We start from the raw sequence: 26,402 nt of genomic DNA on the forward strand, positions 1-26,402 counted from the left end.
CCTTTTTTATTCATTTGATATATTTTGTTTATGAAAAAGAAACTATTTACAATATTACTCGTTTTGCCGGGGATGTTCATGACGCAAAATGTGCATGCGGCAGACATAAGGAGTTCACGGGATATTCCAGCGGTTCCGGCGCACATGCCAGTTTATTCTCCACAAGTGGCCGAGATGATCCGTTATGATCAGGTGGATGTGAATATGAATACCGGGTGCATCGGGCAGACTATTCCATTAGTTGAACTGAATGACAGAGATTTTGACTTTTCTCTTTCTTTATCCTATAACTCTTCCGGGTTTTGTCCGCAAGTCCCCGATAATTATATAGGACGTAACTGGGCTTTGAATGGTTTGGGAGTTATTTATCGGAAAGTGAACGGTATACCGGACGATATTCGTGCTTACCGCACTAATCCTGAATTATCCGAACAGCGATTTGCTGACGGTTTTCTGCGTATGCTTGGTAATAAAAAGTTCAGTTCGCCTACTTTAGAACAAGATATACGCAATAATCCATATCATTATGCCCAAAGGGAAGATATGGAAAATGGTGTATCGACCATTCCTGGGATAAGTGGAGATATTGAGGCCTGCGCCGATATTTTTTATTTTTCCATGGGCAAGCATTCGGGAAAGTTCATGATCAATTTAGATGGTAGTATCAGTGCTATGGGTAATAATGGTGGTCGCTATCAGGTTTCATTGGAGGATATGAAACAGTTTACGTCTACCGGTGCTCAAGATACATATATTCGCATAACTACAGATGACGGTTACGTCTATACGTTTGGCGGACAGGGATATGCTTCCTTGGAGTATACAGCCCTTTCCTGGCGAGAATGGCATAATGTTTTACCCCCGGAAAGTACTATACAAGCTCGTCATGAGATAACAGCCTATTATCTGACCGAAATACAAGCGCCAAGTGGTAGGAAACTGAACATAAAGTATAAGGATATACCGGCTGTTTGTCATGAATCACCTTATAAATTTGCTTTTTCGGTGATTCCCGCTCCTTTCGATGGGAAAGATGTTCCCTTGTCTTATTCTTTGTCCGGTAGGAATTGCTTTGTGGCGAAAATGGCAGGGACGGAGCAATATATGTATCATGGAGCATTCAGCGGATATAATGAGTTTTCCCTGACCAAGGTAGCTTTGGTTGACGAGATTTCTACGGATGCGGGATCTGTGAAGATGTATTATTCTTCTCGTAGCCAATTGCCTGACTATACCAGTGGCCTAGCTATGCAGAAGGGACAATTTCCCCTCTCTTGTGGTGCAAAGTTGGATAAGATTGTTTATTCATCTCATGCTCTCAGCAAGATCGTTGCTTTCCAATATTCTTATCAGGCAGGCAACCGCATGTTTTTGACTTCGGTGAATCATTCCAAATATGGGAAATATGGCTTCGAGTATAATGGAACGAATGGCATTGCGGCTCCTACACCGTTAACATCGAACATTGACCATTGGGGATTCTGGCGGGGGCGTAAAAGTAATCAGGGTATTGTTCCGGGCATGAGTGTCCTTAATAATTATCCTTTGAATTATGAGATTACTACCCAAGACCGCAATCCAACCGGAGAGGATTATGACTGTACGCTGCTCAAGTGTGTGACGTTTCCGACAGGTGGGAAAATAAAATATACGTATGAACCACATCGCTATAGTTTTATCTTGAAACAATCCCGTTCGTCTGATTATTTGCCGGATAGGGTTTCGCTGAACAGCAGTGACAACAAAATAGCCGGTGGGGCTCGCATTCATGAGGTACATGTTATGGAGTCCGATAATTCTCCTGTGAAAACTGTGGTATATACTTATGGAAGAAATATGGATAACGGTATGGTGATGTATATGCCTTTCTATAGATATACCTTCACCATGGATGAGGGGATTGTGGGTAAGTATGCGGTGGATGCGGTGGCTACTAATAGCCAGGGATTTACGGATATTGCTTATCCTTCGGTGCATATTCGATATCCTGAAGTGATAGAACATTATATGGAGGCAGGAAATACGACTCTTACCATTCCTCATCCGTATAAGGTGGTTGATTTTGTGTCGTATGAATATGGCGTTAAGTGGTATGGCGGCGAATTTATTTTCCCTACTTACGACCGTTTTGATTTTTATAATCCTGATGTCTTTTTTGCCAAGGATGAGATGCAGAAAATTTATAATAAGAATTTATTTGCTCATCCCTCGCTTGACTATTCGCTTATGCTGGATAAAGTGAAGGCAGAGACATATTATAACAGTAAGAAGGAGGTGGTGAAAAGCGTAAACTATGAGTACGATTTTTTGGATCGTAATAATTATGTTCTCTATTTCTACTCTCCGTCTCCATCTTTACACTTGCGTACAGGGTTATATATGCATGTTGGTAAAGAAAGCTTTTCCCCTTATGTCCTGAAGAGTCAGACTGTGCGGACTTACGTGTCGGACGAGCCGAATGCGGAAAAAGTAGATAAGGAATGGTTTAGCCATACACGCTTTGGAGATTTGCTGAAGCATTCCGTGTTGAAAAGTAGCGGGGATACGTTGACAGATGTATATGATTATAAATATTGCCGGCAAACCCTGCTTGCGAAGCGCTCGCGCTTGCTGAATGGAAAGATTCTGGATACGGAAGAATTGGTTTATGATTCTGTTCGCAACGGGAGATGTATGCTCTATATGCCGACACAAATATTGAAGGGCATTCCGGGGAAGATGGAGATTCGTACTCGCTATTCGCACTATGACACCTACGGTAATCCTACCGTGCGCGACGAGGATGGTGTTGCCACTATCTACCTTTGGGGGTATCACGGACAGTATCCGGTGGCAAAAATAGAAAACTCAACGTATGCGGAAGTCCAACAAGCATTGGGGCGGCTACCGGAAAGTTGTTCGTCTGCCACTACTTACGAGAGTGTGGTTGCCACGTTGAGGGAAAAGCTGTTTGGTGCCCGGGTTTCGACCAGTAAGTATCTTTTCTCTGTGGGACTTACCGGTAAAACAGATCCTGCCGGTCGACAAATGGAATATAACTATGACAGTCAAGGCCGTTTGATAGAAACTTGCCGCTTTAATGAACAGGGGCAGCGGAATCTGACTGGATTTCACCAATATCATTTGGTGAATGAATCTAACTAAAAATCAGCTTATGAAAACATTTTTATTACGAAGTTTTTTGCTTTTGGTGTTTATGTTGTGTTGTCAAAAGAACAATGCAATGCCGGTACAGACGGCTGTGTGGAGAATAAATTACAACACTAATAGGTCAACAGACTCTTATGGTAATACCAATAAGGATGTGCGCTTTAAATTTGAAGTAACAAGTTCCAATGTGGTTTTTACCCATGCCGGTTCCAAACTTACAGATACTTCTATGTATTTACTACAGTGTCTTCCTAATGGTGAAGTTGATGAATTATCCAGTTCCCATAGTAATATGGGTATGGAGATAACTCAGGGGGCCTTGAAAAATACCGAATTGGGAAATCTCATTGAAGAGGATTTGAAACAGATGACTCCCAAACAGGCATCTATGCGTGTGTTATCTCTAGAAAGTGTGTGCGAATTAGTCAGTGAAGGAACGGGTGATACTGGTCTTAATAATGGAGATATACGCTTAAATGTATATGCCGTAATTTCTAATCGTGATACTATAAAAGTTGGAAAAATAGACAGGGAAATGACTTTTATACATTCAATAAAAAAAGAATCCTCTTCAAAAATTCATCGGTATTTTAAGCTTGAAGTAACACGTCCTGTGATTGTGGATATTGCGATGGAGACTCAGTGGGATACTCAAGTTGAATTATCTATTTCATCAACAAAAGGAGGGAATATAGAAGGTAATATTACAGGTCCGTTTCATAATCTACTTCTATCTCCCGGCATCTATCACGTGCTTGAGAATTATCGTGCTACAGCTAGTACTCAAGTTGCTCTTGTTATCCACGCTGTTCCTGTAGAGGAAGAACCGGAACGTCCGGTAGAAATGTCTCCGTATACCCCCAATGTTTCTCATAGCTACATAACCTCCATAGTGCCTGTCATGGCGCAGACTACACCTGATTCACTTCGTTATCCCGGTAAGGCCATTCACTCCATAAATTATTATGATGGTTTAGGCCGTCCGGAACAGACAGTGCAATATGGAGCTTCGCCCGATGGGAAGAAAGACTGGGTAAGTCGCACGGCTTATGACAGATTAGGCCGTGAACATCAACAATGGCTTCCCTCTTCCGTATCCCGTAGTTTCGGATATACTTCTACCAATTCTTTGGAGGGCATTTCGGCTACTCAATACAATGACCGTTACGCTTATAATCGCATGGTTTATGAAGATTCTCCTTTGGAGCGCATCATAGAACGTTATGGACCTGGTGAAGCCTGGCAAGTGAGCGGGCATGCCGTGAAGTCTGTCTACCGATTCAATCAGACTGCTGATAATTGTCTGTTTTTTACAGTTGGCGGTACTCGGGAGAATCCTGTACTGGTACGTAAGGGATTTTATTCTCCAAACCTGCTGGATGTGACGCGGACTACTGATGAAGATGGTAATCGGGGTGAGGTATTTACTGATAAGGAAGGGCATAAGGTATTGGAACGTCGTTTCCTTTCCTCCATTGCTACAACGTCCGCGTCGTCTGATACTTATTATGTGTACGATGATTATGGTAACCTTTGCTTTGTGCTCTCTCCCGAAGCGTCGGCACGCTATATCGCCAATCCCGTTACCGCATTGGAACTGTATGCCTACCAGTATCGTTACGACTATCGCAACCGCTGTACGGGGAAGAAACTTCCCGGCATAGGCTGGAACAGTTATGTTTATGATGCTGCCGACCGATTGGTGTTCAGTCGCAACAGCGAACAGGCAAAACGTGGTGAGTGGCTTTGTAGCTTATCAGATATTTATGGTAATCTGGTAATAAGTGGAATCTATGCTGCGAGTGTTTCTGTTGAAGCTGTCAACAGGCTAAATGTGACTGCTACTTTTACAGGCAAGACTACTGATTATTATGGTTATTCGCTTCCTTCTTCCTTCTTAACGTTGAACAAGTTTACGCCCCAAGAAGTGCGTTATTATGATGATTACCGTTACAAACAATGTAGTTCGAAGATATTTCCTGCTTCACTTGGCTATGTGGTAAAGTCTGGTTATCCTGTCCGTTTTGGTAGTGACTCAGATAGGATTGTACATAAAGGAAGGGAAACGGGAAGCTTGGTTCGTGAACTGGGCAGCAGCGATGGATGGGTATTTACCTGTTTTTATTATGACTATTACGGTCGTCCCATTCAGACGCGTAGCTCTTGTTTGGGACGTACTTCCGTACAGCATCAGGCCTATAACTTTTCTGGTGCCGTTACCTCCGGTTGTTTGGAACAAACAGGTATATCTCCTTTTGAAAAGAAATATGTTTATGACCATATGGGGCGATTAATTGATGAACAACATATTTTTGACGGTTCTACTACTGATTTCTTGTTTGATTATGATGATCTGGGACGCTTGCATCGTTTGTGTCGCAAGCGTGGAAATGATACGTTGAGCACGACTAATAGTTATAATATTCGTAGTTGGCTTACAGAGATTCATAATTCTTCTTTCAGTCAAAGTTTGTATTATACTGATGGAAACGGTACTCCCTGCTACAATGGCGATTTGAGTAGTATGACATGGAAATGCAGCGATGGTGTGACACATGGATACAAATATACTTATGACGGATTGAACCGATTGCTGAGTGCTGCGTATGGACAAGGAACAGCTATCAATGCCAACCCGAACCGTTTCACGGAGCAAGTGACCGGTTATGACAAGAATGGAAATATCCTGGGTTTGAAGCGTTATGGACAGACAGGTGCTTCGTCTTATGGTTTGATTGATAATCTTGCCTTGACTTTGAATGGTAATCAGCTAAAAGCTGTGAATGACGCAGTTACGACTTCTGTCTACAACAACGGTTTCGAGTTTAAGGATGGTGCTAAAGTGGCTACTGAATATACTTATGATACGAATGGGAATTTAACGAAAGATTTGAATAAAAATATTATTTCTATTCAATATAATATGCTAAATTTGCCAAGTATAGTAAGTTTTTCAGATGGCAGTACTATTACCTATACTTATGGTGCTGACGGTACGAAACTCAGGACTGTACATAAGATAGGTAGCGCAACCACAACTACCGATTATTTGGGCAATGTGGTCTATGAAAATGGTGTTGCCAAGTTGCTTCTGACGGGCTACGGTTATGTTTCTTTGAACGACAAGAAGTATCATTATTTTTTGCAGGATTATCAGGGAAACAATCGCGTGGTAGTGGATTCATCCGGGAAGGTAGAAGAAACGAACCATTATTATCCTTTCGGAGGTGTATTTGCAAGTACCGGTAATGTACAACCTTATAAGTATAACGGTAAGGAACTGGATGCGAAGAAGGGGTTGAACTGGTATGATTATGGGGCGAGAATGTATGATCCGACGTTGGGAAGGTGGCATACGGTGGATCCGTTGGCGGAGAAATTTTATGGCATAACTCCATATAATTATTGCTTTGATAATCCTATCAAGTATATTGATCCTGATGGTTCTCAAGGTCGTCCTGCCCGTACTATGCGAAGAGGTCCTATAAATGGAGGTCGCCCTAATCCTTATGCTTTTTATCCGGGAGGAGCCAGACCTCAATCTTATAGGGAAACTACAAACTTTTCTTATCGGGGTACAGGTTTGCGCCGCCAGATGCCTTTGGAAGAACAACGTTATTTGCAGGTGACAAATACACCTGGAGGGAATGAGGTGCAAATGAGTAGTGGGAATAAATGGGGGCAAGGTTTATCTGGAGTTTTAGATTTTACTGATAGACATATAGATTTTAGAAATCGCTTAGTTAGCCTTGCCGCTACAGTGAAATATGGTGAGAATGGAATAGTTCAAAAAAGTCTTGAGATGATTATTAATGATCCAGAATTAGCTCAGCAACAACTTGATTATGAAGCTCAAGCAAGGGAAATAGATGAAGAGTTGGGCGAATTGGATTTTACAGGGAAGTCATTGGCAGAAATTCTAGAGATATCTGCAGAACGCAAAGATATAATACAGGAAAGACTCGGCTTGTCTCCCAAGGATATTTTGTGGAATGAGTTTCTTACGAATCCTGAAGCGTTTCAAACGGTAGGAACCAATAGAAGGGTATTACCAGAATTTAGACAACACTAAATATAATGTATGAAAAGAAGAAAGAAAAGGTGGACAACCAAGAATACCCATCTTAAAAAGGAGAAAAAAAAGGAAGGAGAACCTGAGGATAGGATGCTTAAGATAGCGATATGGATTTTCCTTGCTGTTGTTATATTAGGGATATTAGTGGTGGCATCGAATAATCATGTTGTAGGTTATGATAATTTTATAGGCCGTCCTCTTGAGTGGTCTCGTTCTTTATTTGATTAGGAGATTAACTTCGTTTTCTGTTCTTATTCAGCCGGATAAATATATCCGGCTGTTTCTTCTTACGAATCCTGAAGCATTTCAAACAGCAGGAACCAATAGAAGAGTATTACCAGAATTTAGACAACACTAATAATTATTAAGTATGGGGAAAAGAAAGAAGAAGTGGACAACCAAGAATACTCATTTACCTAAAATGGGCCAAAGAGAGTATGAAGAAAAAATATCTCGTACTCATAAGATTATAATGATCATTATAGTCATAGGTATGATTATTGCAGATATCATAGTAATGGCAGTTGATACACACGTTGTTGGTTATGATCACTTTCTCAGTATTCCTCTTGAATGGATAAGGTCTTTAAAATGATGTTCCGTTCAGCCGGATATCTTTTTATCCGGCTGTTCTCATATCCGGATTCTCAATCTGCTTGAAAATATAAACTCCTCTCGTTTGCATCCCATCCGGAAAAATGGAACTAAAACAAGAATTTACTATAAAATACGTAGTTGCCTTGTCAAGCTGTCGCGGAAAGTTTATCTTTGTATCTGCATATAGAATATTTATTCTTTAAAGGCGTAAATTATGGAGCACGTATCAGATAGCAAATTGTTGCCTTATGGCATGATGAACTTTGCGGTTATTCGTCGTGATGATTATTATTATGTGGACAAGACCTCTTTCATTCCATTGATAGAGCGTTCGGACCGTTTCTTCTTTTTTATCCGTCCCCGTCGTTTCGGCAAGAGTCTGACCTTGAATATGCTGCAACATTATTACGATGTGAATGCGAAGGATAAGTTTGATGCCCTCTTTGGTGATTTGTATATAGGGAAGCATCCCACCAAAGACCGCAACAGCTATTTGGTACTGAAACTTAACTTCTCATTGGTAAGTGCCGAACTGCACAACTATCGCAAGGGCTTGGACGACCATTGCAGCATTGTTTTTGACTATTTCTGTGATGTCTATGCCGATTATCTGCCGGAGGGGATAAAAGAAAAGATGCAGGCGAAAGACGGAGCAGTCAATCAGTTGGAATACCTTTATATGGAATGTGCCAAAGTGAACCGGAAGATTTATCTCTTCATTGATGAGTATGACCACTTCACCAATACTATACTTTCCGATGCCGACAGCCTGAACCGCTATACTGACGAGACACATAAGACCGGCTATCTGCGGGCTTTCTTTAATACCGTGAAATCGGGGACGGATTCATCCATTGAGCGTTGTTTCATCACCGGCGTCAGTCCCGTGACGATGGACGACCTGACCAGTGGCTTCAACATTGGAACTAACTATTCGCTCTCATCCGAGTTTAATGAAATGATGGGCTTCACCGAAGACGAGGTTCGTCAGATGTTGGCGTATTATTCCACCACCTGCCACTTCAACCATAGCATTGATGAAATCATTGAGATTATGAAGCCGTGGTATGATAATTACTGCTTCGCTCCCGAGAGTTACGATACAACCACGATGTATAACTCCAACATGGTACTTTATTTCGTCAAGAATTATGTTTTGTATGGTAAGGTGCCGCGTGACATGATAGAAGATAACATCCGCATTGATTACGAAAAACTGCGTATGCTCATCCGCAAAGATAAGGAATTCTCTCATGATGCCTCTATCATTCAGACTTTAGTGAGCCAAGGATACATTGCCGGAGAACTGAAGAGAGGGTTTCCTGCCGTTAGTATTGTCGACCCCGACAATTTCATAAGTTTGCTTTATTATTTTGGTATGCTCACTGTCAGTGGTACGCATGAAGGTAAGACGAAACTTACTATTCCCAATCAAGTGGTTCGCGAACAACTCTATACTTATTTGCTAAACACTTACAATGAAGCTGACTTAAACTTCAGTAATTACGAAAGAAGCGAGTTATCCAGTGCTCTTGCTTACAGAGGTGAGTGGCTCGTTTATTTTGATTACATTGCCGACTGCCTGAAGCGTTATGCATCACAGCGTGACAAACAGAAAGGAGAGTTCTTTGTACACGGTTTCACGTTGGCAATGACAGCGCAGAACCGCTTCTACCGCCCAATCTCCGAACAAGACACACAGGCAGGATATGTAGACATCTTCCTATGCCCGTTGCTGGATATCTTCCCGGATATGGTGCACAGTTATATCATCGAACTGAAGTATGCTAAATACAAAGATCCTGAGAGCCGGGTGGAAGAACTGCGTCGGGAAGCCGTTGAGCAGGCCAACCGTTATGCAGATACCGATACGGTGAAACGTGCCGTCGGCACCACGCGCCTGCATAAAATAGTAGTGGTATATAAAGGTATGGAGATGAGGGTGTGCGAAGAGGTATGATCCGGTCTGTGGTCTTAAGCTCTTCCGGAAGCGATAAATAAGAGTAGAAGAGGTAAATAGTCCTTCAACTCATTGCGAAGCAATTCTATAGTTCTTTGTTTATAGCGGTTGACGGATTTCACGCTGAGATTCAACTCTTCTGCAATTTCTGTATGGGTTTTCCCTTTGAAGAAACTTTCGATAAAGACGGTACGGTAATTATCAGGAAGTTTGTTCAGAGTCTCATACAGCATCCGGTAAAGCTCATCCAATGTATATACGCTGTCCGATTCGGTTTCGTAGACAGGAGTCTTTTTGCGGATTATTTCCGCATAATTCCATTCGTACTCCTGATGTTTTAGGAAATTCAGACAACTATTTTTTACACACATCTTAATATAGCCTAATGTGGTATCAGAGTCTATCTCAAAAGTTTCTATTTTATCCCATAGTGAAGTAAATACATCTGAAACAATATCTTCTCGTGTTTCTTTATCTTCTATAAATCTCTTTGCATACAGACAGAAAGGTGCGTAATATTCCTCGTAAAGTAGCTTGAAAGCCTGTTCCTTATCATGTCTTAGGAAAGATATTTTCATACTAATTAGATTTGTTGAAGCGTTTTTGTCGGGCAAATATATAATAAGAAAGTAACATAATGCTCTTTTTCTTCTTTTTTTTGCCGGAATGAAAAAAAACTCAGTTTGCCTGTCCCTTTTTAAAATCTCAGTTGTATTATATATGTAATTGCAATTATAAATACATTTTTTTGAACAGGAGTTATGGAAAATTTGAATCCCGAATCATTGCTACAAAAAGCGCAGGCATTGGGAGATGATATTAAAGAAATAGAATCTATTGATGTGGAGCATGCTTATCGGCGGATGCAACAAAAGATAAAAAGCAGCCGGCGGAAGATGATTTACAATCAATGTATGCGTTACGCGGCATTTTTGACGTTGCCATTGTTGCTGGCTTCGTTGACTTTGGGATATCTGTATTTCCATAAACCGGTAGTAGACGAGAAATATGCCGAAGTAACGGCAGCCATGGGATCAGTGATCCGATATGAACTTCCCGATCACTCTGTTGTATGGTTGAATGCCGGCAGTACTCTGCGTTATCCGACGGTGTTCCGGAAAGACAATCGGAATGTAGATCTGAAAGGTGAGGCGTATTTTGAAGTTCAGGCTGACAGGGAACGTCCTTTTTATGTAAACACATCGAATGGGTTGAGCGTATATGTATATGGTACGAAATTCAATGTAACTGCTTATGAGGAGGATGACTGTATAGAAACTGTGCTGGAAAAAGGTAAGGTAAATGTGATAACCCCCAATCAGGAAACAATGGTATTGTCGCCCGGTGAACAGTTGATTTACGAGAAACAGAGTCAGAAATGGACAAAACATAAAGTGGATGTTTACGAGAAGGTAGCCTGGAAAGATGGAAAATTAATATTCAGAAATGCATCGCTGGAAGAAATCTTCAAGCGTCTGTCGCGGCATTTCAATGTAGAAATTCAGTTTAACAATAGGTCTGGAAAAGAATATAGATACCGGGCTACTTTCCGGAGCGAAACTTTGCCGCAGATATTGGATTATCTGGCAAAATCGGCAGCACTGAAGTGGAAGGTGGAAGACGCGGCGCAACAGGCGGACGCTACCTTTACGAAGACAAAAATTACAGTCAATTTATATTAGTAACCTTTTAAAAACCTGAAGAGCCTATGATATAGCATAAAGAAATGAAAAACAAAAAAGGAAGAAAGCTGTCCCCACAGCCTCCTTCCAGGAGATTTTAAAGATTCGCGGAAAAGAGTCTCGCAAACGCTAACCGGGAATCAAACCTTAGTTCATTGAGTAATAAACTTTAGTTAACCGCAAATGTATGAAAAATAATCATTCATTTAATGCATTATGCCTTAAATATACCTTAAATATAAAACTTCCTTTACCTATGAGGATAAGTCTGATACTACTTTTTGCTGTTGTATTACAGCTTCCCGCCGAGAATGGGTATGCCCAGCGCACCCGAATGCCTTTTTCTATGGAGAATGTTTCTGTAGAGCAAGTGTTGAATAAAATAGAGGAAAACTCCGATTATGTATTCCTTTATAATGATAAGACGATTCAGACGGATCGTATAGTTTCGGTAAAAAATAAATCCGGGAAAATTATAGATGTGCTGAATGATGTCTTCCGTGGAACCAATGTTACGTATACGGTCATGGACAAACAAATCATTCTGTCTACCAAACAGGTTGCCCAACAGGAACCTCAGATAAAAGTGACCGGTGTGGTGAAAGATGCAACCGGAGAACCGTTGATCGGTGTGAATGTCAAAGTGAAAAATGCTCCTACCGGTGCCATTACGGATTTGGATGGTCAGTTCAGTCTGATAGTAAATAAAGGTGATGTACTGGAAATTTCTTATGTGGGATATACTACACAGAATGTAACCATAGTTAATGATCAGACCTTGAATGTTTTGCTGCAAGAAGATGCACAGAAGCTGAATGAAGTGGTTGTTACAGCTCTTGGTATAAAACGTGCAGAGAAAGCATTGAGCTATAATGTACAAAAGGTTGATCAGGATGAACTTGTAAAAGTGAAAGATGCCAACTTTGTTAATTCCCTGAATGGTAAAATTGCCGGTGTAAGCATCAATAAAAGTGCCAGTGGTGTAGGTGGTGCTACCCGCGTGGTGATGCGTGGCGCAAAGTCAATCGAAGGTGATAATAATGCTTTGTATGTGGTGGACGGTATTCCTTTGTTCAACACCAATATGGGGAATACGGATAGCGGCATTATGGGTGAAGGCAAAGCCGGCACTGAAGGCATTGCGGATTTTAACCCTGAAGATATTGAAAGCCTTTCTGTACTGAGTGGCCCTTCGGCTGCGGCTCTATATGGTAGTAGTGCCGCCAATGGTGTGATCCTGATTACTACAAAGAAAGGTAAGGAAGGTAAACTGCAGATTTCTGTCTCTTCTTCTACCGAATTCAGCAAGGCATATATGACTCCGGAATTTCAGAATACGTATGGAAACAAGAAGGATGCGTATGATAGCTGGGGAGAAAAACTGGCAACTCCGTCAAACTACGACCCGAAGAATGATTTCTTCAATACAGGTACCAACTTCATCAATTCATTGACATTGACTACGGGTACAAAACAGAACCAGACATTCGCTTCTATTTCGTCTACCAATTCTAAAGGTATCGTGCCTAATAACGCTTATGACCGTCTGAACTTTACCATTCGCAACACCGCTACCTTCTTGAATGATAAGTTGCAGCTTGATCTTGGAGCATCTTATGTGAAGCAGAAAGATAGAAATATGGTTTCGCAAGGCCAGTATTGGAATCCGGTGATGGCTGCTTATCTGTTCCCGCGTGGTGAGAGTTTTGAAGCGATTAAAACATTTGAAACCTACAATGACGGGCGTAAGATTCCTCAGCAGAATTGGCCTGTAGCAGATCCGGTTTATGCTTCTCAAAACCCTTATTGGACGGCCTATCGTAATGTGGCTACCAATGAAAAGAGCCGTTATATGTTCAATGTAGGATTGACTTATAATATAACCGATTGGTTGAATGCCGCTGCCCGTTTTAGAATGGATGATACTCAGGTGCTGTTTGAACGTAAGATTTTCGCTACTTCCGATCAGAAATTTGCAGAAGGTAAGAAAGGACATTACGGATACAGCAATTATAACGATCGTCAGGAATATGCTGACTTTATGGTGAATATCAACAAACGTATCAAGGACTTCAGTCTTTCTGCCAACTTGGGTTGGAGTTATTCCAATTATTGGTTGTTAGAGAGAGGGTATAAGGGTACTTTGCTTGGTGTAACCAACGATTTTAATGCTGTCAATATAGATCCCGCCAACGGTCGTATTTCTGAAAAGGGAGGTGATAGCCGTGTGCGTAATCATGCTGTTTTTGCCAATGTGGAATTAGGCTGGAAGAGTATGCTCTATCTGACGCTGACCGGACGTAATGACTGGAATTCTCGCCTCGTAAACACGAATGAAGAATCTTTCTTTTATCCTTCTGTCGGTTTGTCAGCTATCGTTTCTGAGATGGTGAAATTGCCTGAATTTATCTCTTACCTGAAGTTGCGTGGTTCGTTCACCGAAGTCGGCGCACCGATTTCCCGTTCGGGTTTGACTCCGGGTACGGTGACAACCCCTATTTCAGGCGGTACTATGAAAGAGACCTTTATTTATCCGTTCACTGACTTCAAGGCAGAACGTACTAAATCGTATGAATTCGGTTTGAGTCTGCGCTTGTGGAATAAACTGAGTGCGGAGATCACTTACTATCATTCTAATACAAAGAACCAGACCTTCTTGGGAAATCTTCCGGAATTTACCGGTTATAAACAGATTTATCTGCAGGCGGGTGATGTAGAGAATCGTGGTTGGGAAGCTTCATTAGGCTACAATGATAAGTTAAGTAATGGACTGGCTTTCTCTTCTACACTCACTTTCTCACGCAATATCAATGAAATTAAAGAGATGGTGAATGGTTATCATACCGATTTGTTGGATGACCCGATTCGAATTTCCGAAGTGAAGAAAGATAAAGGGCGCATTATTTTGAAAGAGGGTGGCAGTATTCATGACATTTATGCCAATACGTTCCTGAAGAAAGATCACCAAGGGTATGTGGAAATAAAGGCCGATGGTACGTATGGTGTAGAAGCTGGTGATCCCGTTTATTTAGGAAAGGTAGCTCCGGACTTTAATATGGGATGGAACAACGCCTTGTCATATAAGGGATTTGGGGTAAGTTTCTTAATTAATGGACGCTTTGGTGGTATAGTAACGTCTTCTACCGAGGCATTGCTTGATCGTTTTGGTGTTTCAAAACGTTCGGCTGAAGCACGCGATGCGGGAGGTGCCTTATTGCCGGGACAAGGTAGAGTAGATGCAAAGACTTATTATCAGATGATTGGTACGGGAGGTTATGAAACTTCCGGATATTATGTCTACAGTGCTACTAATATCCGTTTACAAGAGTTGACATTCAGTTATACATTGCCTAACAAATGGTTTAAAAATGTCCTGAAGGACGTTACACTTTCATTTATCGCAAACAATCCATGGATGTTGTATTGTGAAGCTCCGTTTGATCCCGAATTGACTCCTTCTACCGCTACTTACGGGCAAGGTAATGATTATTTTATGCAGCCAAGCGTGCGTAGCTTTGGTTTTGGTATTAAATTTAAATTGTAATAGACCGCTTTATTATGAAAAAGATAAATAAATATAAACTCTTAGCAAGTATATGCGCCATGTCGCTATTAGTGTCATGTGATTACGAGAATATCAATACAGATCGTCAGGGAATGACTGACGAAGAAGGTATACGAGATGGCTTTGCTGTAGGTGGATCAGTGACAAGTATGCAAAAAACAGTTTTTCCTGTGGGGACACAAGCCGATGATACGGATATTATTAATCTTTATCAGACTGCTTATCATCTTTCAGGAGATTGTTGGAGTGGCTTTTTCGGACAAAATAATGATTGGGGAGGCAATTCGCACCCGACTTATTATTTGTTGGATGCTATGATTTCGTCTACCTATACAAGTGCGTACACGAATGTGCTTGTTCCTTGGAAAAAATTGAAAGCTTCTGCTGAAAAGAACAATACTCCTGAAGTTTTTGCATTGGCGCAAATACTGAAAATTTCAGCATGGCACAAAGCGCTGGAGTCGTTCGGACCAATACCTTATTCTCATGCGGCGGATGCAACAATGAATATTCCTTTTGATTCAGAGAAGGATGTGTATACAGCCATGTTTCAGGATTTGACTGAAGCCATTGATGTATTGACGTTAAAAGCTGAAGGTGGGGTCGTTCTGATGGAAGATTTCGATGCCGTTTATGCAGGTGATACAAGGAAATGGGTGAAGTATGCCAATTCATTGATGCTTCGTTTGGCTATACGTATTCGTTTTGCCGATGAGGGAATGGCTAAAAAATATGCACTTCAGGCAGTTACACACTCTATTGGTGTAATGACTAATAAGGATGAAGAAGCGCAAATGAGTGTGGGGGCAGGCATTACTTTCCGCAACAACATTAACTGGTTGTCTGAACAGTATAATGAAACACGTATGGGATCGTCTATATTTTCTTATTTGATGGGCTATAAAGATCCTCGTTTAAGTGCTTATTTCAAGCCGGTAGATGCAACTAGCGAGTTTGGACAATTAGCTGACGATGGTAAAAAATATCAAGCTGTACCAGCCGGACATCGTTATGGTCAGAATGATGTTTATAAGTTATTCTCTAAACCTAAAATAGAAGATAGTACTCCTACTTACTGGATGCGTGCTTCTGAAGTTTATTTCTTACGTGCTGAAGCTGCTTTGGTATGGGGAGGCGAGTTTGGAAGTGCCGATGAACTCTATAAACAAGGTATTGCAATGTCATTTCAGGAAAATGGTATTTCCGCTTCTGTTGATAACTATATGAACTCTGATGAGATCCCCGTAAAACATGAATTTGGAGGGCGTTACTCTTGCAGTTTTGCTGCACCTCATGCTGTTACTGCTAAGTTTGAGGGTGATCAGGAAGAGAAACTGGAGAAAATTATCATTCAGAAATGGATTGCACTCTTTCCGAATGGTCAGGAGGCTTGGACAGAATGGAGAAGAACCGGTTATCCGGATTTGAATCCTGTAATGGTGAACGAAGGTTCATTCCAAGGGGCTACTGTCGAAGGAGGCGTTCGTCGTATGATTTATCCCGCAAGTTTCAAAGATACAGAAGAGTTAAAAGCAGCTTTGCAGTTGTTTAATAATGGTCAGGGCGGTGAGGATAAGTCTTCTACCCGTTTATGGTGGGATTGTAAGCGATAATCTATAGAAACAGTTTTAATACAATAATGAAGAATATGAAAGCATTAAAAAAAATATTATATATCATTCCGTTACTGAGCATGATGGCAACATCTTGTACGGATGTAGAAAATATAGAAATTGATCACATCGGTGGATACAACACCTTGGATAATGCGAAGAGTGAAGCTTATTATGCCAACTTGCGTGAATATAAAGCAACCGCCAATAACTATGGTCGTCCCGTAGCGTTTGGATGGTTTTCTAACTGGACTCCATCGGGAGCGATGCGAAAGGGATATTTGTCTTCTGTACCCGATAGCATGGATATTATATCTATGTGGAGTGGTGCTCCCGGAAGATTCGAGATAACGGAAGCACAAAAGAAGGACAAGGAATTTGTGCAGAAAGTAAAAGGTATAAAATTGCTGGAAGTTAGTTTACTTTCGCATTTAGGAAAGGGAAGAACCCCTAATTCTGTTTATGCGGAAGTGGAAAAGAAGGCTGAGGAGGAAGGATGGTCTGATGATAAACTTGCAACGGAAAGAAAATATGCACGTTGGGATTTCTGGGGATTTACTTCTCATGATTTGAACAATACTGAAAATTTGGAGGGAGCATTGGCTAACTTTGCCAAAGCACTTTGTGACTCATTGGTTGTAGGTGACTGGGATGGCTTTGACATTGACTGGGAACCGGGTAGTGGTTTTAATGATTCTGATGGAACCTTAAACAATCGGACTATTGCTTTTTTGGTTAAAGAAATGGGCAAATACATTGGTCCCAAAAGTGATCCGGAAGGAAAAGGACATAAGCTGTTGTGTATTGACGGTCTTATAGGTTACTTTTCCGAAGAAATGGAGGAGTATGTAGATTACTGGATAACCCAGTCTTACGGAAGTTCATACCCTCACTATACTTCTCCCGGAAATATACCTGAGAAGCTGATTATAACAGAGAATTTTGAGTCTTCTGCCGGACATGGCGGACAGTTGTTGCGGCAAGCAGCCTATATGCCTGACAAGGGATATAAAGGAGGTGTTGGAGCCTATCGCTTCGACAATGATTATGACAATACGCCTGATTATAAGTGGATGCGGCAAGCGATACAAATTAACCAGCGCGTGTTCGATGAATGGAAAGCTGAGCAGGGGAACAAAGAGGAAAAGAAATAAATTAAATTTTAGAATCTAAAGGATATGAATAAATATTTATTGAAATATATAGCATTTTGCTTTATCGTCATGCTGTTAGGCAGTTGTAATGATAGTGAAAGTGATTTGTTGGAACCTAAGGTTTATTTTGAAAACAAGGAATATGTAATCGAGGTAACTGATGCAGAAGTAATGACTCATGATCTGCAGGCCCGAGTATCTTCTTTATATTCTTCTTCGGTAGAGGTATCTTATGAAGTAGCGGATCCCAGCGTTGTAGAAGCGTATAATAAAAAATACGGTACGGAATATGAAACTTTTGAGGCATCTAATGTGAAGTTGGGTAGTGGCTCTTCTGTAGTGCCTGATGGTCAGGTGTATGCGGAATTGGTTTCTTTGCAGTTTTCTAATCTGAAAAGTATAGAAGAGGGAAAGTCTTATCTTCTACCGGTGCGTATCAAGTCGGCTTCTTTGCCTATTATTGAAGAAAGAGATATCGTTTATTTTGTTGTTACTAAACCGGTGCGTATTATGAAGGTGGCCAAGGTTTATAGTAACTATATCAAGGTTCCTTTGGCACCGGGTACACTATTTAGTTCCATTACGTATGAGGCGTTGATAAATGTGGACTGGTTTGGAAATAACAATACGGTTATGGGATGTGAAGGTAAGTTGATTTTCCGTATCGGTGACACACCTTTGGTAGCTGCAAATCACTTACAGATTGCCGGTAGCAAGGAATTCAGTGTTTCGCAAGGTCTGGAAGAACAGAAATGGTATCATGTAGCATTCTCGTATGACCAACCGACTGGAAAGGCTGCTATTTACATCAATGGTGAGAAGGCTTCGGAGGCTACTTGGGATACGCCTAACTTCGACCTTACGGCCAATGCAGGAGGGTTCTTTATCGGAAAAGTGGCAGGCTTCATGTGGGGCGAGCGCCCATTCTATGGTCGCATGAGTGAAGTCAGACTTTGGAATGTATCCCGTACGGAAAACCAAATAAAACAGAATATGATTACCGTTGATCCGAAATCAGAGGGGCTTGCCGCCTATTATAAACTGAACGGAACAGACCAGTTCCAGGATGGAGATACCTGGAAAGTGAAAGATGCTTCGGGGCATGGTATGGATGGTCTGGTCAATGGAGGACGTTCTGCTCTCAATATTATTGATTTGGATGAACCGGTAACTATAAAATAACTTTATAGTTGAAGTTCAGAAAGGCTTTATAGTCTTGTTTACTATAAAAACAAGCCTTGTTTTACAGTAAAATGCAAGTTTTTGTAGTTAATAGTTACAGGAACTTGCATTTCTGTTTTAGAATGAAACAACAGGAGATATGCTAATTAAAATTAAAATTGAAACTCTAAGGGTAGTATTTCAACAAAGTGAGTTGTATTATTGATACATAGTGAAAAAAAGAGCGTCAATGCTCATTAAACTGAATTTAATAATGAAAAACATGAAATCCATTGCAAAGCAGGCGAGTGCTTTCCTATTACTGGGAATGGCGGTTTGTAGCTGTACATATGTGCTTCAGCAACAAGACCACGCATCCTACGTGAATCCCTTTATCGGTACAGGCGGACATGGACATACATATCCCGGAGCGGTAGTTCCAAACGGGATGATTCAACCCAGCCCTGATACGCGTATTTATCAGTGGGATGCTTGTTCCGGCTATTATTATGCTGACTCCACGATCAACGGTTTCTCACATACCCATCTCAATGGCACCGGCTGTGGTGACTATGGTGACGTATTGCTGATGCCCACCGTAGGACAGCAAAGCTATCAGGCTATGGGGACGGAAAGTCAGCAGATGGCCTATGCTTCCGCATTTTCTCATGAAAATGAAACTGCTGAACCGGGATATTATTCCGTATACTTAGACCGTTATCGGGTCAAAGCAGAACTAAGCGCAACCAAACGTGCCGCTATTCATCGTTATACCTTCCCGAAAGCGGCGGATGCCGGGTTTATTCTCGATTTGGATTATAGTCTGCAACGCCAGACGAATGAGGATATGGTTGTGGAAGTGATCAGTGATACGGAAATCCGCGGACATAAGAAAACCGTATATTGGGCTTTCGACCAATATATTAATTTCTATGCTAAGTTCTCCAAGCCTTTCACCTATACATTAGTGACCGATTCTATGGCATTGGATGCAGACGGTCCGCTGTTGCCCACCGCTAAAGTCTTATTGCAGTTCGAAACCGGAGAAAATGAACAGGTGCTTGTGAAAGTAGGCGTTTCGGCTGTCGATATGGATGGAGCACGCAAGAATGTGGAAGCTGAAATTCCCGGATGGGATTTTGACGGAGTGAAGAAGGCTGCCCGCCAGTCCTGGAATGATTATCTTTCAAAGATAGATATCGAAACAGAAAATGCTGATCAGCGTACTATGTTCTATACTGCACTTTATCATACAGGCGTGCAGCCTAACTTGTTTACAGATGCTGATGGCCGCTATCTGGGTATGGATTTGAAACCTCACCAGGGAAGTGTGGACCAACCTGTTTATACCATCTTTTCTTTGTGGGATACTTTCCGTGCTTATCATCCTTTGATGACCATCATAGATCCGGATTTGAATGAGGCATTTATCCGCTCTCTTCTTCTTAAGCAGCGTGAAGGCGGTGTCTTCCCGATGTGGGAGCTGGCCGGAAACTATACCGGTACGATGATAGGCTATCATGCCGCTTCCGTAATCACGGATGCTTATATGAAAGGTGCCCGTAATTTTGACGTGAAAGAGGCCTATCAGGCTTGTTTGCGTGCTGCCGAATATGATACGACAGGGATAAAGTGCCCTCCTTTGGTATTACCCCATCTGATGCCACAGGCTAAATACTGGAAGAATAAGATTGGGTATGTGCCTTGCGATAAAGATAATGAGGCGGTAGCCAAAGCGCTGGAATACGCATACGATGACTGGTGTATTTCTGTTCTTGCCGGTGAGCAGGGTGATGCGGCCAATCAGCAGAAATATGCCGAGTTTGGAAAAGGATACAAACATTATTTTGATCCTTCCACCCGTTTTATGCGTGGGCTGGACAGTGAGGGTAACTGGCGTACACCTTTCAATCCCCGTTCTTCCAATCACCGCAGTGATGATTATTGTGAAGGAACTGCCTGGCAGTGGACTTGGTTTGTACCTCATGATGTAGAAGGATTAGTGGAATTGATGGGAGGCCGTGAAGCTTTTATAGGTAAACTGGATTCACTGTTTACGGCTAATTCCGCTTTGGAAGGGGAACTGGTATCTGCTGATATTTCAGGGTTGATCGGACAATATGCGCATGGCAATGAGCCGAGTCATCACATTACACATCTTTACAATTATGTAGGACAGCCATACAAAACTCAGGAATTGGTAGATGAAGTTTTGCATACACTTTATTTTAATGATCCGAACGGACTTTCGGGTAACGAGGATTGCGGACAGATGTCTGCTTGGTACATTCTCAATGCAATGGGATTCTATCAGGTATGTCCGGGCAAACCTGTGTATTCTATCGGTCGTCCTTTATTTGATAAAACAACCATTCACCTGAAAGGCGGGAAGACTTTCACCATCGTAACACATAACAATAGTCGCGAGAACAAATATGTGCAGAAGATGGTCCTGAATGGTAAAGAACTGAATGCGCCCTTTTTTGCACATCAAGATATGATAGACGGTGGTACTCTGGAATTAACGATGGGCGGTGAACCGCTGAAATAAAAGTCAAATAGGTATGAGTCGAAATAGTCGTAATCCGATTTCCTGGGTACCCACCGTCTACTTTGCTATGGGGCTTCCCTTTGTGGTGCTGAATATGGTATCTGTACTGATGTTTAAAGGCCTGGGCATCGATGATGCACAGATTGCTTTGTGGACATCACTGATTATGCTGCCCTGGACACTGAAATTCCTTTGGAGTCCGTTTCTGGAGATGTTCAAAACGAAGAAATATTTTGTAGTGTTGACACAACTGATTACCGGGGCAGGCTTTGCCCTGGTAGCGTTGGCGTTGCATCTTCCGGCTTTCTTTGCCGTATGTATTGCTTTACTGGCGGTTATTGCTTTCAGCGGGGCAACGCATGATGTTGCAACCGATGGTGTTTATATGTCGGAATTGAATAAGCAGGATCAGGCTAAATATATAGGTTGGCAAGGTGCTTTCTATAATATTGCTAAGATTGTCGCATCCGGTGGGTTGGTTTGGTTGGCAGGATGGTTGCTGAAACACTATGGGGGAGTTCCGGGAGCGGAGGAGACTGTTCGTCATGAAGCCACAGTACAGGCTTGGATGACGGTTATGTTCATTCTGGCTGCTGTAATGATATTGCTGGGAGTGTATCACATGCGTATGTTACCTTCGGGAGGAACTGCCGCTACGGGCACGACATCCGGCAGGGAAACATGGAACCGGTTGGTGGAAGTGATCCGGAACTTTTTTCAGAAGAAACATATCTGGTATTACATTACTTTCATCATTCTTTATCGTTTGGCCGAAGGCTTTGTCATGAAGATAGTGCCGTTGTTTCTGAAGGCGGAACGTTCAGTCGGTGGTCTGGGATTGGGAGAACAGGAGATAGGTTTGTACTATGGTACTTATGGGGCGGCTGCATTTGTGCTGGGTTCACTGTTGGCCGGCTATTATATATCACACAGAGGGTTGAGTCGCACGCTGTTTTCACTGTGCTGCATTTTCAATCTTCCGTTTCTGGCTTATACGCTACTGGCCATTTATCAGCCGGAGAACGGCATGTTGATAGGCGGTGCCATTGTGCTTGAATATTTCGGTTATGGTTTCGGATTCGTAGGTTTGTCGCTGTTTATGATGCAGCAAGTGGCACCCGGTAAGCACCAGATGGCTCACTATGCTTTTGCTTCAGGCATCATGAATTTGGGTGTGATGTTGCCGGGTTCTATCAGTGGCTTTGTCAGTAACGCGTTGGGATATAAGACATTCTTCATCTTCACGATGTTTGCTACTATTCCGGCATTCCTGATAACGTATTTTGTGCCGTTTACCTATCCGGATGAAAAGAAAAAATGATATTATTAACAATATAAATAAGAAGAATTATGGACAGTAAAATTATAATGCCTTGGGAAGAACGTCCTGAAGGTTGCTCAGATGTCATGTGGCGCTATTCTAAGAACCCGGTTATCGGGCGTTACCACATTCCGAGTTCCAACAGTATTTTCAACAGTGCGGTAGTTCCGTTCAGAGATGGGTTTGCCGGTGTGTTCCGTTGTGACAATAAGTCGGTGCAGATGAATATCTTTGCGGGCTTTAGTAAAGACGGAATCAATTGGGAGATAAATCACGAGCCCATTAGCTTCAAGGCGGGGAATACGGAGATGATAGAATCCGAGTATAAATATGATCCGCGTGTCACCTGGATTGAAGATCGTTATTGGATTACTTGGTGCAATGGTTACCACGGACCTACAATTGGTATCGGTTATACATTCGACTTCAAAGAATTCTTCCAGTGCGAAAATGCCTTTTTGCCTTTTAACCGCAATGGGGTACTTTTTCCGCAGAAGATAGATGGTAAATATGCTATGTTGAGTCGTCCGAGCGACAACGGTCATACACCGTTTGGAGATATTTACATCAGTTACAGTCCGGATATGAAATATTGGGGGGAACACCGTTGTGTGATGAAAGTTACTCCTTTCCCCGAAAGTGCATGGCAGTGTACGAAGATAGGGGCAGGTTCTGTTCCGTTCCTTACTGAAGAGGGCTGGTTGATATTCTATCATGGGGTTATTACTACCTGCAACGGTTTCCGCTATTCTATGGGGGCGGCCATTCTTGATAAAGAGAATCCAGACAAAGTGTTATATCGTACCCGCCCGTATTTGCTTGCACCTGCTGCTCCTTATGAATTGCAGGGAGATGTACCCAATGTAGTATTTCCTTGCGCGTCTTTGCAGGATGGAGATAAAGTAGCTGTATATTATGGCGCTGCCGATACAGTTGTTGGCATGGCCTTTGGCTATATTTCGGAAATCATAGAATTTACGAAGAAAAACAGCATTGTATAGTTAATCCCTTAAAGAATCAGTCGACTATGAAACGTATTTTATTGGCTTACACACTTTCTGCCCTTTGTCTGCTTCCGGCGTTTGCCGGAGGTGGAGAGGGTTCTTTACCTATAAGCTATGTCAATCCTTTCATCGGCACTACCAACTTCGGAACTACTAATCCGGGAGCGGTCTGTCCCAATGGAATGATGTCCGTGGTCCCCTTCAATGTGATGGGATCGGAAGATAATAAGTATGATAAAGATGCTCGTTGGTGGTCTACTCCTTACGAGTATCACAATTGTTTTTTCACCGGCTATTCGCATGTCAATCTGAGCGGTGTGGGGTGTCCCGAACTGGGATCTTTATTGCTGATGCCTATTACGGGTGAATTGTCCGTAGATTATAAAGAGTATGGAAGTCGTTATAAGGACGAACAGGCCTCTCCGGGCTATTACAGTAATTTCCTCACTCGCTATAATGTAAAGACTGAGGTGTCTGCCACTCCCCGCACGGGTGTTTCACGTTTTACGTTTCCTGCCGGACAGAGTCATGTATTATTGAATTTGGGTGAAGGACTGACTAATGAAACCGGTGCTTTCCTGAAACAGGTGAGTGACACTGAATTTGAAGGTATGAAATTATTGGGAACTTTCTGCTATAACCCTCAGGCGGTATTTCCCATTTATTTTGTAATGCGTGTCAACAAGCAACCGGCATCCGGCGGGTATTGGAAAAAGCAGCGTCCCATGACCGGAGTTGAAGCTGAATGGGATCCCGACAACGGACGCTACAAACTTTATACCCGTTATCGTAAGGAAATAGCCGGAGATGATATCGGCGCTTTTCTTACTTTCAACACGACGGAAGGTGAACAGATCGAAGTGCAAATGGGAGTTTCTTTTGTCAGCATCGAGAATGCCCGTCTGAATCTGGATACAGAGCAAAGTGGAAAGAATTTCAGTCAGGTATTGGCTGATGCCCGTATGCGTTGGAATGAAGATCTTTCGCGTATCCTTGTCGAAGGCGGAACGGAAGAACAGAAAACTGTCTTTTATACTGCTCTTTACCATACATTGATACATCCCAATATCCTGCAAGATGTCAATGGTCAGTATCCCGCTATGGAAAGTGATCAGATTCTGACAACAAAAGGAGACCGTTACACTGTTTTCTCGCTTTGGGATACGTATCGTAACGTTCACCAACTCCTTACGTTGGTTTATCCCGAACGTCAGTTACAAATGGTGCGTTCCATGCTTGATATGTATCGCGAACATGGTTGGCTGCCCAAATGGGAACTCTACGGGCGTGAAACGTTGACTATGGAGGGTGACCCGTCTATTCCTGTCATCGTTGATACCTGGTTGAAAGGTTTACGTGATTTTGATATTGATCTGGCTTATGAAGCTATGTATAAATCTGCCACTTTGCCCGGTGCCGAGAATTTGCTAAGGCCGGATAATGATGATTATATGTCATTGGGATATGTTCCTTTGCGTGAACAGTACGATAATTCAGTCTCTCATGCATTAGAGTATTATATTGCGGATTATTCTCTTTCCCTGCTGGCGGATGCATTGGGTAAACGGGCAGCGGAACAGGGTAAAAAAGCAGAAGCGCGGAAATATCAGGCTGATGCCCGTCTTTTTTATAACCGTTCATTGGGATATAAACACTACTATAGTAAGGAATTTGGTACTTTCCGTCCCATTCTGCCTGACGGTCAGTTCTATTCACCTTTCAATCCGAGACAGGGAGAGAATTTTGAACCGAATCCCGGTTTCCATGAAGGATGTGCCTGGAATTACAGTTTCTATGTTCCCCACGATGTGAAAGGGCTTGCCCGTCTTATGGGTGGACAGAAACCTTTCATTGAAAAACTTCAGCGTGTCTTTGATGATGGTCTCTATGATCCTGCCAATGAACCCGACATTGCCTATGCTCATCTCTTTTCTTATTTCAAGGGTGAAGAATGGCGTACGCAAAAGGAGACTCAACGGCTTTTGCAGAAGTATTTTAAAAATGCTCCCGATGGTATTCCCGGTAATGATGATACCGGTACCATGTCTACCTGGGCCATCTTTAACATGATAGGATTTTACCCTGACTGTCCTGGTGATCCGTATTATACCCTTACTACGCCTGTATTCGATAAGGTGGTGATTCGTCTTGACCCTGATACTTGGGGAAGCGATAAGCTGGTGATAGAAACTGAGCGCCCTTCAACAGAGTCCTTATACATTCGTGAGATGGAGTTAGGAGGAAAGAAATTATCCCGCTACCGCATCAGTCATGAAGAACTGGTAAAAGGTGGAGCGCTGAGATTTATACTTCGATAGTATAAAGAAGAGCTATATTGGGGGCTGTCCAAGGTGTTGGATGGCCCTTTTTTATTGCGCGAAAAACTAAGGGCAGATCTATATTTCGCTTTCTGCGGAAAGTGAGTATTTGTGCTTATTATCAATTTATTAGCTGTACTTTTATCTAAAAATAATCTATGTGTGTATATAGGTGCATAGTTTTATAACCCTTGTCTCCCTGTAACTTTGTCACATGTCCAATCGACATAAATAACCTCAAAATATCATTA

General features: G+C 42.1%; 15 protein-coding genes. 14 read left to right on the forward strand and 1 reads right to left on the reverse strand.

Annotation, left to right across the window (positions count from 1 at the left end):
• Positions 1-30 precede the first annotated feature (30 nt).
• The 5 genes from K6V21_RS12335 to K6V21_RS12355 all read left to right on the forward strand — a co-directional run bounded on the left by K6V21_RS12335 (position 31) and on the right by K6V21_RS12355 (position 9,782).
• Complete coding sequence (locus K6V21_RS12335; protein WP_224321953.1) at positions 31-3,144, forward strand: RHS repeat domain-containing protein; 3,114 nt, start codon at positions 31-33, stop codon at positions 3,142-3,144.
• Positions 3,145-3,154: 10 nt separating this feature from the next.
• Complete coding sequence (locus tag K6V21_RS12340; protein WP_224321954.1) at positions 3,155-7,222, forward strand: RHS repeat domain-containing protein; 4,068 nt, start codon at positions 3,155-3,157, stop codon at positions 7,220-7,222.
• A gap of 9 nt (positions 7,223-7,231) precedes the next feature.
• Positions 7,232-7,453: a hypothetical protein gene (locus K6V21_RS12345; protein ID WP_117986984.1), complete on the forward strand. Its 222-nt coding sequence runs from the start codon at positions 7,232-7,234 to the stop codon at positions 7,451-7,453.
• Between the two features lie 142 nt (positions 7,454-7,595).
• Positions 7,596-7,820 carry a hypothetical protein gene (locus K6V21_RS12350; protein WP_044262014.1) on the forward strand — a complete coding sequence of 75 codons (225 nt, stop codon included), beginning with the start codon at positions 7,596-7,598 and terminating at the stop codon, positions 7,818-7,820.
• Positions 7,821-8,036: 216 nt separating this feature from the next.
• On the forward strand, positions 8,037-9,782 hold the full coding sequence (locus K6V21_RS12355) for an AAA family ATPase (protein ID WP_217716301.1): 1,746 nt from the start codon (positions 8,037-8,039) through the stop codon (positions 9,780-9,782).
• 14 nt (positions 9,783-9,796) lie between these two features.
• Here the strand turns inward: K6V21_RS12355 and K6V21_RS12360 are convergent, their stop codons facing one another.
• Positions 9,797-10,360 carry an RNA polymerase sigma-70 factor gene (locus K6V21_RS12360; RefSeq protein ID WP_217716300.1) on the reverse strand — a complete coding sequence of 188 codons (564 nt, stop codon included), beginning with the start codon at positions 10,358-10,360 and terminating at the stop codon, positions 9,797-9,799.
• 183 nt (positions 10,361-10,543) lie between these two features.
• On the opposite strand from K6V21_RS12360, the gene K6V21_RS12365 reads away from it, so the two are divergent.
• From K6V21_RS12365 to K6V21_RS12405, 9 genes are all read left to right on the forward strand, one after another.
• Complete coding sequence (locus tag K6V21_RS12365; RefSeq protein ID WP_044262008.1) at positions 10,544-11,464, forward strand: FecR family protein; 921 nt, start codon at positions 10,544-10,546, stop codon at positions 11,462-11,464.
• Positions 11,465-11,720: 256 nt separating this feature from the next.
• Entirely contained in the window at positions 11,721-15,008 is a 3,288-nt protein-coding gene (locus K6V21_RS12370) for a TonB-dependent receptor (protein ID WP_224321955.1), read from the forward strand.
• Positions 15,009-15,022: 14 nt separating this feature from the next.
• Positions 15,023-16,642, forward strand: a complete 1,620-nt coding sequence (locus K6V21_RS12375; RefSeq protein ID WP_217716297.1) for a SusD/RagB family nutrient-binding outer membrane lipoprotein — start codon at positions 15,023-15,025, stop codon at positions 16,640-16,642.
• A 35-nt stretch (positions 16,643-16,677) separates the two neighbouring features.
• Positions 16,678-17,796, forward strand: coding sequence for an endo-beta-N-acetylglucosaminidase family protein (locus K6V21_RS12380; RefSeq protein WP_217716296.1), 1,119 nt, complete (start codon positions 16,678-16,680; stop codon positions 17,794-17,796).
• Positions 17,797-17,820: 24 nt separating this feature from the next.
• On the forward strand, positions 17,821-18,978 hold the full coding sequence (locus K6V21_RS12385) for a DUF1735 and LamG domain-containing protein (RefSeq protein ID WP_217716295.1): 1,158 nt from the start codon (positions 17,821-17,823) through the stop codon (positions 18,976-18,978).
• 253 nt (positions 18,979-19,231) lie between these two features.
• On the forward strand, positions 19,232-21,508 hold the full coding sequence (locus tag K6V21_RS12390) for a GH92 family glycosyl hydrolase (protein WP_224321956.1): 2,277 nt from the start codon (positions 19,232-19,234) through the stop codon (positions 21,506-21,508).
• A gap of 13 nt (positions 21,509-21,521) precedes the next feature.
• Positions 21,522-22,829 carry an MFS transporter gene (locus K6V21_RS12395; protein WP_224321957.1) on the forward strand — a complete coding sequence of 436 codons (1,308 nt, stop codon included), beginning with the start codon at positions 21,522-21,524 and terminating at the stop codon, positions 22,827-22,829.
• A gap of 29 nt (positions 22,830-22,858) precedes the next feature.
• Positions 22,859-23,830, forward strand: coding sequence for a glycoside hydrolase family 130 protein (locus K6V21_RS12400; RefSeq protein WP_224321958.1), 972 nt, complete (start codon positions 22,859-22,861; stop codon positions 23,828-23,830).
• A gap of 26 nt (positions 23,831-23,856) precedes the next feature.
• Positions 23,857-26,151 (forward strand): GH92 family glycosyl hydrolase, encoded by a 2,295-nt coding sequence (locus K6V21_RS12405; protein WP_224321959.1) that lies wholly within the window; start codon positions 23,857-23,859, stop codon positions 26,149-26,151.
• The last annotated feature ends 251 nt before the right edge of the window (positions 26,152-26,402 follow it).

It is taken from the genome of Bacteroides cellulosilyticus, assembly GCF_020091405.1.
GTDB lineage: Bacteria > Bacteroidota > Bacteroidia > Bacteroidales > Bacteroidaceae > Bacteroides.